Here is a 10859-nt window from a genome sequence, read left to right as displayed (position 1 = left end):
TGTCCGCCTCGTGGATGGAGACCGGGAAGACGATCTTGTCGACCTGGGCCGGGACCTTGGTGAGGTCCACGATGATCGACTCGTCGTCTCCCTCACCCTCGCCGGTGAGGTTGTCGCCGGTGTGTTCGACGGAGCCCTCGGGGCTCTTCAGGTTGTTGTAGAAGACGAAGTACTGGTCGCCCAGCACCCGGCCGTCCCGGCAGAGCAGCGCGCTGGCGTCGAGGTCGAAGTCGGCCCCGGTGGTGGAGCGCGCGTCCCATCCGAGCCCGATCAGAACCCGGGTGAGGTTCGGTGCCTGCTTGGAGAGGGAGACGTTGCCCCCCTTGGCGAGTGTGACGCCCATGATGTGGTCCTCCCCGAACGACGTGGTGATGGTGGCCCCGCCACCCGCCTCCATGGTGGCAAAGCCGGTCCGGCGCCGTACACAGAGGTGCACGGCGCCGGACGGACGAACTGCTCCGGGCCTGGAGGGCCCGGAAGGCTGAGACGGCTCAGACGTTGACGCCGAAGTCCTGCGCGATGCCGCGCAGACCCGAGGCGTAGCCCTGGCCGATGGCACGGAACTTCCACTCCGCACCGTTGCGGTAGAGCTCGCCGAAGACCATGGCGGTCTCGGTGGAGGCGTCCTCGGAGAGGTCGTAGCGGGCGAGCTCGCTGTTGTCGGCCTGGTTCACCACGCGGATGTAGGCGTTGCGGACCTGGCCGAAGCTCTGCTGGCGGCTCTCGGCCTCGTAGATGGAGACCGGGAAGACGATCTTGGCCACGTCGGCGGGGACGCCGGCGAGGTTGACCTTGATCGCCTCGTCGTCGCCCTCTCCCTCGCCGGTCAGGTTGTCACCGGTGTGCTCGACCGAGCCGTCCGGGCTCTTCAGGTTGTTGAAGAACACGAAGTTCGAGTCGGTGGCGACCTTGCCCTGGTCGTTGGTCAGGATCGCGCTGGCGTCGAGGTCGAAGTCGACACCGGTGGTGGTGCGGGCGTCCCAGCCCAGACCGACGATGACCGCCGTCAGGTTGGGCGCGGCCTTGGTCAGCGAGACGTTGCCGCCCTTGCTGAGGCTGACTCCCACGAGTCCTCCATGTATGTGTGTGGGGCGGTGCCCCGCGTGCGTTGCTACCGGATCAACGTTTCGATCCTAGTGACCGGTTCCCGCCCGCAGGCGGTTTTCCCTGCGAACCGGTCCGGAAGTCCTCTACAGGCTGTCGAGGGCCTTGATGTACTCGTTCAGGTCACGCGCGTCGGGCAGCCCGTTGACGACGCTCCAGCGCACGACGCCGTCCTTGTCGATGACGAAGGTGCCGCGGACCGCGCAGCCCTTCTCCTCGTCGAAGACGCCGTACGCGCGGGAGGTCTCCCCGTGCGGCCAGAAGTCGGACAGCAGCGGGTACTCCAGGCCCTCCTGGTCGGCGAAGACGCGCAGGGTGGGCACGGAGTCGTTGGAGACGGCCAGCAGCTGGACGTCGTCGTTCTGGAAGCGGGGCAGCTGGTCGCGCAGCTCGCAGAGCTCGCCGGTGCACACGCCGGTGAAGGCGAACGGGTAGAAGAGCAGCACGACGGCCTTCTCCCCCCGGAAGTCGGAGAGCCGCACGGTGGCGCCGTGGTTGTCCTTGAGCTCGAAGTCCGGGGCCTTGGTTCCGACCTCGATCGCCATCTCTCGCATCCCTTCGTTCCTGCGGTCCCGCACGGGGCCGTTCGGGTGAGACCCACCCTAAGGCCGGTCCCGCCGGCCGGGTCGCGACGGGGCCGCGGGGCGCGTCGCGCGGGGCCCGGACCGCGGCACCCGGAACCCGGTGCCCGGAACGCGCACACCCCGCAACCCCGGTGTGCACCGGGTCTGCGGGGTGTGCGTCCCACTTGGCTGCGGGGAGCGGCTCAGCGCTTGGACTTGGCGGCCTTCGGCGTCACCAGCTTGGTGGAGGTCCACTCCTTGCCGACGGGCAGGCCCTTGGCCAGCGAGAGGCCGGCGGTCTCCGCGGCCTCGCTGATGTCGCTGGCCTCGACGTAGCCGTCACGGCCCGTCTTGGGGGTCAGCAGCAGGATCAGTGCGCCGTCCTCGACCATCTCGGTCGCGTCGACCAGGGCGTCCGTCAGATCGCCGTCCTCGTCGCGGAACCACAGCAGCACGGCGTCGGCGACGTCGTCGTAGTCCTCGTCGGCGAGCTCACTGACGAGTGCCTCGACGGTTTCCCGGAAATCCTGATCGACGTCCTCGTCGTAGCCGATCTCCTGGACCACCTGTTCGGACTGGAAACCCAGCCGGGCGGCCAGGTTCTCCGCGTGGTCCGCGGTCGCGCTCACGGGGTGCCTCCTGCTCATGTTCGGTGAATGTCTTTCGGCGGCGCGCGTACGCGCAGCATTGGGCGTAGTCCACACGGGCGCGGCGGATCGCGCAAGTACCCGGCCGCCGAGACCGTCGAAACGGTGACGATTACGGCCGTGTCGCCGCAACTTTCAGGCTTCCCGGGTGGAGCTCCGGTGATTCATCCCACACCATTCCAGCTCATTCGGCATCGCATGAGGACTTTCTTACCTGTTCGAGGGGCGAACGGCCTTACGAAGCCGTTGATCGCCCTGGGCGTAAGGTTGCGATTTGGCCCCACCGCGTCCTGGACCGGCACGGCCCGCCAGGCGCTCCTTCCCCGCTCCAGGTGTTACCCAGTGGTAGAGGTGAAGATTCCGTCCGGGCGTAAGACCATGGGAGGCGGCGACCCAAGGCACGACTCCCCTGACAGCGAAGGAACAGCGTGGCTTCCGCATCCGATCGCAATCCGATCATCATTGGCGGCCTGCCGAGCCAGGTCCCGGACTTCGACCCGGAGGAGACCAAGGAGTGGCTCGACTCCCTGGACGCCGCCGTCGACGAGCGGGGCCGTGAGCGCGCCCGCTACCTGATGCTGCGACTGATCGAGCGGGCCCGCGAGAAGCGCGTGGCCGTCCCCGAGATGCGCTCCACGGACTACGTCAACACGATCGCCACCAAGGACGAGCCCTTCTTCCCCGGCAACGAGGAGATCGAGCGCAAGGTCCTCAACGCCACCCGCTGGAACGCGGCCGTCATGGTCTCGCGGGCCCAGCGCCCCGGGATCGGCGTCGGCGGCCACATCGCGACGTTCGCCTCCTCCGCCTCCCTCTACGACGTGGGCTTCAACCACTTCTTCCGGGGCAAGGACGAGGGCGACGGCGGCGACCAGATCTTCTTCCAGGGCCACGCCTCCCCCGGCATCTACGCCCGCGCCTACCTCCTGGACCGGCTCACCGAGCAGCAGCTCGACGCCTTCCGCCAGGAGAAGTCGAAGGCCCCGTACGGCCTGTCGAGCTACCCGCACCCCCGGCTGATGCCCGACTTCTGGGAGTTCCCGACCGTCTCGATGGGCCTCGGCCCGCTCGGCGCGATCTACCAGGCCCGGATGAACCGGTACATGGAGGCGCGCGGGATCGCCGACACCTCCAAGTCACACGTGTGGGCGTACCTCGGCGACGGCGAGATGGACGAGCCGGAGTCGCTCGGCCAGCTGTCGCTGGCCGCCCGCGAGGGCCTGGACAACCTGACCTTCGTCGTCAACTGCAACCTCCAGCGCCTCGACGGCCCGGTGCGCGGCAACGGGAAGATCATCCAGGAGCTGGAGTCGATCTTCCGCGGTGCCGGCTGGAACGTCATCAAGCTGATCTGGGACCGTTCCTGGGACCCGCTGCTGGCCCAGGACCGCGACGGCATCCTGGTCAACAAGATGAACTCCACCCCCGACGGGCAGTTCCAGACGTACGCCACCGAGTCCGGTGCGTACATCCGCGAGCACTTCTTCGGCGGGGACCAGCGGCTGCGCGCGATGGTCGAGAACATGACCGACCGGCAGATCCAGCACCTGGGCCGCGGCGGCCACGACCACAAGAAGGTCTACGCGGCGTACGCGGCGGCCAAGGCCCACAAGGGCCAGCCGACGGTGATCCTGGCGCAGACGGTCAAGGGCTGGACCCTCGGCCCGAACTTCGAGGGCCGCAACGCCACGCACCAGATGAAGAAGCTGACGGTCGACGACCTCAAGCGCTTCCGCGACCGCCTGCACATCCCGATCACCGACGCGCAGCTGGAGAACGGCGCCCCGCCGTACTACCACCCGGGCCGCAACTCGCCCGAGATCCAGTACATGCACGACCAGCGCAGCGCCCACGGCGGTTACGTGCCCACCCGCGTGGTGCGCGCCAAGCCCCTGGTCCTGCCGGACGACAAGGCGTACGCGGCGGCCAAGAAGGGCTCGGGCCACCAGTCGATCGCCACCACGATGGCGTTCGTCCGCATCCTGAAGGACCTGATGCGGGACAAGGAGATCGGCAAGCGCTTCGTGCTGATCGCGCCCGACGAGTACCGCACCTTCGGTATGGACGCCTTCTTCCCGAGCGCCAAGATCTACAACCCGCTGGGCCAGCAGTACGAGGCGGTCGACCGCGACCTGCTCCTGGCCTACAAGGAGTCCCCGACCGGCCAGATGCTGCACGACGGCATCTCGGAGGCCGGCTGCACGGCCTCGCTGATCGCCGCGGGTTCGGCGTACGCGACGCACGGCGAGCCGCTGATCCCGGTCTACGTCTTCTACTCGATGTTCGGTTTCCAGCGCACGGGTGACCAGTTCTGGCAGATGGCCGACCAGCTGGCGCGCGGTTTCGTCCTGGGCGCGACCGCCGGCCGGACCACCCTGACGGGTGAGGGCCTCCAGCACGCCGACGGTCACTCCCAGCTGCTGGCGTCGACCAACCCGGGCTGCGTGGCGTACGACCCGGCCTACGGCTACGAGATCGCGCACATCGTCAAGGACGGCCTGCGGCGCATGTACGGCCCGACCGAGACGAACGAGCCCGGCGAGGACGTCTTCTACTACCTGACGGTCTACAACGAGCCGATCCAGCACCCGGCCGAGCCGGCGGACGTGGACGTGGAGGGCATCCTCAAGGGCATCCACCGCATCTCGCAGGGCACCTCGGGCGCCATCGGCGCGCAGCTGATGGCCTCGGGCGTGGCGGTGCCGTGGGCGCTGGAGGCGCAGCGGATCCTGGCCGAGGAGTGGAACGTCCGGGCCGACGTCTGGTCGGCGACCTCCTGGAACGAGCTGCGCCGCGAGGCCGTCGAGGTGGAGGAGCACAACCTGCTCCACCCGGAGGAGGAGCAGCGCGTCCCGTACGTGACCCGGAAGCTGTCGGGTGCGGAGGGGCCGTTCGTGGCGGTCTCGGACTGGATGCGCGCGGTGCCGGACCAGATCGCGCGCTGGGTGCCGGGTACGTACACCTCGCTGGGCGCCGACGGGTTCGGCTTCGCCGACACGCGCGGTGCGGCGCGGCGCTTCTTCCACATCGACGCCCAGTCGATCGTCCTGGCGACGCTCACCGAGCTGGCCCGTGAGGGGAAGATCGACCGTTCGGCGCTGAAGCAGGCCATCGACCGGTACCGGCTGCTGGACGTCTCGGCCGCCGATCCGGGTGCGGCGGGCGGCGACGCGTAGCGGCACCCGCGGTCGCGGGCACCGCGGGAGGAATCACTCTTCCGTGGGGGCGTTGGGACACCTGTCCCAACGCCCCCGTCCGCTTTCCCTACGATGATCGGCATGAAGGAAACCTCCCGCCAGGCGCGGTGGGAGCGCCGTACTCAGGTCCCCCTGCTGGTGCTCGCCGTGGCCTTCGCCGTCGCCTACGCCGTGCCCATCGTCGCGCCGGACGCGGGAGAGGCGGTGCACCTGGCCTGCACCCATGCGGAGTGGGCGGTGTGGGCGGCCTTCGCGGTGGACTACGTGGTGCGGCTGGGGCTGTCGGGGAACCGGAAGGTCTTCGTACGGACGCACTGGCTGGACCTGGCGGCCGTGGTGCTGCCGTTGGTGCAGCCGCTGCGGCTGCTGCGGCTGGTGGCGACGCTGATGCTGGTGGGGCGGCGGGCGCGGATGGCCCCGCAGATCAGGCTGACCACGTACGTGGCGGGTGCGGTCGTCGGGCTGCTGATGTTCGGCTCGCTCGCGGTGCTGAGCGTGGAGCGGGACGCTCCGAACGGGAACATCAAGAACCTGGGCGACGCGGTGTGGTGGTCCTTCACCACCATGACCACCGTCGGGTACGGGGACCACTCCCCCACCACCGGGCTCGGCCGGGTCCTGGCGGTGGGGCTGATGCTGTCGGGGATCGCCCTGCTCGGTGTGGTGACCGCCAACATCGCCGCCTGGTTCATCGCCCGGTTCGAGCGCGACGACCAGGTGGAGCGGCTGCAGCTGGCGGCCGTCCGGGAACTCCAGGAGGAGGTGCGGGCGCTGCGGGCCGAGGTCGCGCGGCTGGGCCACGGCTCCCGGTGCGCGATGCCCGCCCAGGCCGCCCAGGGCCCCGAGCCGGCCGCCGGTCAGGCGGGGCCTACCGCTCCCACACCTTGAAGGCCCTGATCTGGTAGGGGGACTGGGGCAGCAGGATGCCGTCGCCGGGGTAGGTCTGGAACTCGCCGGTCTCCGCGCACTCGGCCGACTGGTAGGTGGTCACCGGGCGCCCGGTGCGGTTGACGAGGGCCTGGTAGCCGGGCGGTCCCGCGGGCAGCGTGGTGCAGCTGTTGATGTCGAGGGTGCTGAGGTCGTAGACGGCCCGGGTTCCCTTGAAGTCCGGCTTCGCCCACAGGCAGAGCTCCCCCGTGGCGCAGGGCGGGGAGCCGGCGGCGTGGGCGCCGCCGGCGGTGGACGGGATGAGGGCGCAGGCGGCCAGGAGGGCGGCGGCGAGGGTGGTGACGCGTGCGGTGCTCCACGTACGCATGACGGGGTCAACTCCTTGTGGACGTACGGGCCCCGGACGGTTTCCGAAGGCTCCGTGACCCCACGCTGACCTGCGGCGACGTCCGAGCGGAAGGGGCTCTCGGCGGGTCCACCCTGATAGGCGACAGCCCCGCCGGATCGCTGCGGCGGGGCTGTGGCGGGCGCGGTGTTGACGCGGCCGTAACGGCGGTCGGTGCGGCTCAGATGTGGGCCGCGCCCGCTCCGGCCCCGGCGTTCTCGCCGCGCTTGGTGAAGCAGGCGACGACCGCGGCGAGGACCGCGACCACTCCGGCGCAGGTGAAGGCCGTGCTCATACCGGACACGAAGGTCTCGTGCGCGACGCTGGAGATGGTCTGGGCGACGGGCTCGGGCACCCCCGGCGGGACCGGGGCGATGCCGACCTGGACGCCCTTCTCCGCGAGTTCCAGCTGTTCGGGGGTGAGCGGGGGCAGGGCCGCCCGCTGCCAGTTGTCCCCGAAGGTGTCACTGACCTCGGCCGCCATGACCGCTCCGAGGACGGCGGTGCCGAGGCTGCCGCCGACCTGCATGGCGGCCTGCTGGAGGCCGCCGGCCACTCCGGAGAGCTCCAGCGGGGCGTTGCCGACGATGACCTCGGTGGCGCCGACCATGACGGGCGCGAGGCCCAGACCCAGGAGGGCGAACCAGAGGGACATCGTGAGGGTGCCGGTGCCGGGGGTGAGGCGGGACATCCCGAAGCAGGCGACGGCCGTGGCCACCATGCCGGCGACGAGCGGGATGCGCGGTCCGACCTTGGTGATGGCGGCGCCGGCCAGCGGCGAGCCGATGATCATCATCCCGGTGAGCGGGAGCAGGCGCAGGCCGCTGTCGACCGGGCTCATCCCGTGGACGTTCTGCAGGTAGAAGGTGACGAAGAACAGCCCGCCCATGAAGGCGAAGGCCATCAGCACCATCAGCACGGTGCCCGCGGACAGCGGCAGCGAGCGGAACATGCCGAGCGGGATCAGCGGCTCGGCGACCCGGGTCTCCCAGAAGGCGAAGAGGGCGAAGCACACCAGGGAGCCGAGGAGGAAGAGCACCGTCCTCATGTCGCCCCAGCCCCACTCGGCGGCCTTGATCAGCGCCCAGATCAGGGAGAACATCGCGGCCGACAGCAGCACGATGCCCGGCAGGTCGAAGGAGCGCGGGGCGTTCTCCGCACGGTGGTCGAGCAGGATGACCAGACCGAAGACCAGCGCGATGACGCCGACGGGCACGTTGATGAAGAAAACGGACTGCCAGCTGACGTGCTCCACGAGCAGACCGCCGACGATGGGCCCGGCAGCCGTCGAGGCGCCGATGACCATGCCCCAGATGCCGATCGCCATGTTGAGCTTCTCGGCGGGGAAGGTGGCGCGGAGCAGGCCGAGGGCGGCGGGCATCAGCAGGGCGCCGAAGAGGCCCTGGGCCACGCGGAAGCCGATGACGAACCCGACCCCGGTGGACAGCCCGATCACCGCCGAGGAGAGCCCGAAGCCGGCGATGCCTATCAGGAAGGTCTGCCGGTGCCCGAAGCGGTCGCCGAGCTTGCCGGCGGTGATCAGGGTGACCGCGAGGGCCAGCAGGTAGCCGTTGGTGATCCACTGCACCTCGGCCAGGCTGGCGCCGAGGTCCTTCTGGATCGCGGGGTTGGCGACGGCGACGATCGTGCCGTCGAGGGTGACCATCATGACGCCGATCGCCACGGCGAACAGCGTGAGCCACGGGTGCCCGCGCAGTCCGGCGCGGGCCGGTGACGGACTCGATTCCTTGGCGAGGGTGATCTGACCAGTCATGCCAGCAGGTTAGTGACAGCGACTGACAGTTCACAAACGGCTTAACGCGGCAGTAACTGTCAGCTCTGTCACCGGTACCCTGACCGCTCACTCAGCGTCAGATGCAGCAGCAGAGAGGACCCCCGCGGTGATGACCGACGAGCGGCCCGCCCGGGCGGCCGGACTGCGCGAGCGCAAGAAGCGGCGCACCCGGGACGCACTGCTGCGCGCCGCGCTGCTCCTGTTCATCTCCCAGGGCTACGAGAACACCACCGTCGACGAGATCACCGAGACGGTGGAGGTCTCCCAGCGCACCTTCTTCCGCTACTTCGCGAACAAGGAGGAGGTCGCCTTCGCCGTCCAGGACCTGGTCGAGTCGCACTTCGTCGCCGCGCTGGGCGCCCGCCCGGCCGGCGAGCCGCCGCTCGCGGCCATGAGGGGCGCCGTGCTCGCCGCCTGGGACACCCTCGACGAGGCCCTCTCCGAGGTGGTCCCCGTGGACCTGTACATGCAGGCCTACCGGCTGATCGAGTCCACCCCGGCCCTGCTCGCCGTCCACCTGCGGCGCTCCACCGAGCTGGAGGAGCGGATCGCGCGGCTGGTCGCCGAACGCGAGGGGCTCGATCTGGACGCCGATCCGCGGCCGCGGATCGCCGTCGCCGCGTTCTGCGGGGTGATGCGGGTCACCGGGCGGCTCTGGGGGCAGGGCGAGGACGTCAGCGTGACCGCGATCCGGCGGATGACCGAGGCCTACCTCGACCAGATCGGCCCCGCCCTGGCCTCGGACTGGCACCGCCCGGCACCCGTCGAAGGCGGCTGAGGCCGGGAGCCGCCGGCGGGACCCGGCGGACGGCGCGGCGGATCCTCCGGTACGGGGAGCGGCGGCCCGGAGCATCCGACGGCGAGTTCCGGCCACCCGGCACAGACACCCCAACCGCCCCTCCCGCAACGGAGCGTGACCGTGCGGGCGACGTCTCCCCCGGTCGGCCGTGAGTCCCGTCACCCCGGACACCACGGGCTCCAGAGGTCTCCTAGGCTGGCTCCAGTGAACCTGCCCGGCCGCCCCGCCCACCCCGACGCCGACGCCCCCGTGCGCCCGGCCGCCCTGCGCATGCTGCTCGCGCTCGGCGTCGTCTTCCTCATGCTGGCGACCACCGGCTGGACCGCCGTGCACCGCCCGGACACGGCCGTTCCCGCGCGGGCCGCCGCACTGGCCGCGTGGGCCACCGCGCGGATCGACGGCCGGCCGGTGCCGGCCGCCGACGCCCCCGTACGGACGGTCGCCCGCTTCTTCGCCGGACTCGACGCCGCCCAGCGGACCCGCCTCGCCGACGGCTACCCGCTCGTGGTCGGCACGCTCGACGGGGTCCCCGCCGAGACCCGGTACCGGGCCAACCACAACGCGCTCACCCAGGCCGCGAAGCTGGAGGAGGCCCGCGGCAAGGACGTCGCCCTCACCCCGGCCGACCGGGCCAACGCCATACGCCGGGCGCACCGCTTCGAGTCCCTCGCCGAGGACGGCCGGCAGATCCTGCTGTTCGACCCCAGCGGCGACGGCCTGGTGGCCGAGGTCTACGGCGACCTCGACGCGGCCCGCCGGGTCTCGGTGATCGTCCCCGGGGTGGACACCGACGCCCTCACCTTCGAGCGCAGCCAGCGCCGGCTGATCGCCCCCGCCGGCATGGCGCAGTCCCTGTACGAGGCCGAGCGCGCGGCCGCGCCCGCGGCCCGTACGGCCGTCATCGCCTGGGCCGGCTACGTCGCCCCCGCCGGGGTCGGGGTGGACGCCGCCACCGGCCGGCTCGCCGTACAGGGCGCCGTACGGCTGGAGTCCCTGACCGCGGCCCTGCCCGGGAACGCGAGCGTGGCCCTGTTCTGCCACAGCTACGGCTCCGTGGTGTGCGGGGTCGCCGCGCGCCGGCTGCCGGACCGGGTGACCGACGTGGTGGTGGCGGGCAGCCCCGGCATGCGCGTCGGAAACGCCGCGGAGCTGCACACCGCCGCGCGGGTGTGGGCCACGCGGGCCGAGGGCGACTGGATCGCCGACGTGCCGCACCTGGAGGTCGGCGGGCTGGGCCACGGCGCGGACCCGGTGTCGCCCGCATTCGGCGCACGGCTGCTCTCGTCCGAGGGGGCCCACAGCCACACCGGCTATTTCGAGCCAGGCACCGCCTCGCTGGCGAACTTCGCCAAGATCGGAACCGGTGGTTTCGGTTCCGTCGCGTGCGCGAACGGCAACGCCGACTGCCGGGGCGGGATTTCCGGCACGGACGGTAACTGACGGGTCCCTGACGGATGCCCGGCGGGCGGGCGATGCCCCAC

At 70.9% G+C, this 10859-nt stretch carries 10 protein-coding genes; 4 read left to right on the top strand and 6 right to left on the bottom strand.

Going from position 1 to position 10859, the window contains the following annotated elements; translation table 11 throughout:
* The 4 genes from VR44_RS03035 to VR44_RS03020 form a co-directional block, all read right to left on the bottom strand.
* Nucleotides 1-343 (bottom strand): TerD family protein (locus VR44_RS03035; RefSeq protein ID WP_045945779.1); only part of this gene is annotated, 343 nt, incomplete at its 3' end.
* Between the two features lie 148 nt (nucleotides 344-491).
* Nucleotides 492-1067, bottom strand: coding sequence for a TerD family protein (locus VR44_RS03030; protein ID WP_042816748.1), 576 nt, complete (start codon nucleotides 1065-1067; stop codon nucleotides 492-494).
* A gap of 123 nt (nucleotides 1068-1190) precedes the next feature.
* Complete coding sequence (locus VR44_RS03025) at nucleotides 1191-1649, bottom strand: peroxiredoxin (RefSeq protein WP_045945771.1); 459 nt, start codon at nucleotides 1647-1649, stop codon at nucleotides 1191-1193.
* Nucleotides 1650-1870: 221 nt separating this feature from the next.
* On the bottom strand, nucleotides 1871-2296 hold the full coding sequence (locus VR44_RS03020) for a DUF3052 domain-containing protein (protein WP_045945770.1): 426 nt from the start codon (nucleotides 2294-2296) through the stop codon (nucleotides 1871-1873).
* Nucleotides 2297-2742: 446 nt separating this feature from the next.
* Here VR44_RS03020 and aceE point away from each other — a divergent pair, with 446 nt between their 5' ends.
* Nucleotides 2743-5490 (top strand): pyruvate dehydrogenase (acetyl-transferring), homodimeric type, encoded by a 2748-nt coding sequence (gene aceE, locus VR44_RS03015; RefSeq protein ID WP_045945769.1) that lies wholly within the window; start codon nucleotides 2743-2745, stop codon nucleotides 5488-5490.
* A 102-nt stretch (nucleotides 5491-5592) separates the two neighbouring features.
* Entirely contained in the window at nucleotides 5593-6399 is an 807-nt protein-coding gene (locus tag VR44_RS03010) for a potassium channel family protein (protein ID WP_045945778.1), read from the top strand.
* On the opposite strand, the gene VR44_RS03005 is transcribed toward VR44_RS03010, so the two are convergent.
* Nucleotides 6380-6766 carry a peptidase inhibitor family I36 protein gene (locus tag VR44_RS03005; protein ID WP_045945768.1) on the bottom strand — a complete coding sequence of 129 codons (387 nt, stop codon included), beginning with the start codon at nucleotides 6764-6766 and terminating at the stop codon, nucleotides 6380-6382. The two genes, VR44_RS03010 and VR44_RS03005, sit on opposite strands and share 20 nt — an antisense overlap.
* Nucleotides 6767-6965: 199 nt before the next feature.
* Entirely contained in the window at nucleotides 6966-8558 is a 1593-nt protein-coding gene (locus VR44_RS03000; protein ID WP_045945767.1) for an MFS transporter, read from the bottom strand.
* 130 nt (nucleotides 8559-8688) lie between these two features.
* Here VR44_RS03000 and VR44_RS02995 point away from each other — a divergent pair, with 130 nt between their 5' ends.
* Nucleotides 8689-9357 (top strand): TetR family transcriptional regulator, encoded by a 669-nt coding sequence (locus tag VR44_RS02995; RefSeq protein WP_045945766.1) that lies wholly within the window; start codon nucleotides 8689-8691, stop codon nucleotides 9355-9357.
* A 291-nt stretch (nucleotides 9358-9648) separates the two neighbouring features.
* Nucleotides 9649-10818 carry an alpha/beta hydrolase gene (locus VR44_RS02990; RefSeq protein ID WP_045945777.1) on the top strand — a complete coding sequence of 390 codons (1170 nt, stop codon included), beginning with the start codon at nucleotides 9649-9651 and terminating at the stop codon, nucleotides 10816-10818.
* The last annotated feature ends 41 nt before the right edge of the window (nucleotides 10819-10859 follow it).

The sequence above is a fragment of the Streptomyces katrae genome (genome assembly GCF_000966975.1).
Taxonomy (GTDB): Bacteria; Actinomycetota; Actinomycetes; order Streptomycetales; family Streptomycetaceae; genus Streptomyces; species Streptomyces katrae.
Note: the sequence above shows the minus strand (reverse complement) of the source record. Positions and strands in the feature narration are given on the sequence as shown.

What these genes read in the sequence shown, in the direction of transcription:
- VR44_RS03025 (WP_045945771.1), bottom strand. Translation starts at nt 1,649, where the DNA reads ATGGCGATCGAGGTCGGAACCAAGGCCCCGGACTTCGAGCTCAAGGAC.
- VR44_RS03010 (WP_045945778.1), top strand. Translation starts at nt 5,593, where the DNA reads ATGAAGGAAACCTCCCGCCAGGCGCGGTGGGAGCGCCGTACTCAGGTC.
- VR44_RS03005 (WP_045945768.1), bottom strand. Translation starts at nt 6,766, where the DNA reads ATGCGTACGTGGAGCACCGCACGCGTCACCACCCTCGCCGCCGCCCTC.
- VR44_RS03000 (WP_045945767.1), bottom strand. Translation starts at nt 8,558, where the DNA reads ATGACTGGTCAGATCACCCTCGCCAAGGAATCGAGTCCGTCACCGGCC.
- VR44_RS02995 (WP_045945766.1), top strand. Translation starts at nt 8,689, where the DNA reads ATGACCGACGAGCGGCCCGCCCGGGCGGCCGGACTGCGCGAGCGCAAG.
- VR44_RS02990 (WP_045945777.1), top strand. Translation starts at nt 9,649, where the DNA reads ATGCTGCTCGCGCTCGGCGTCGTCTTCCTCATGCTGGCGACCACCGGC.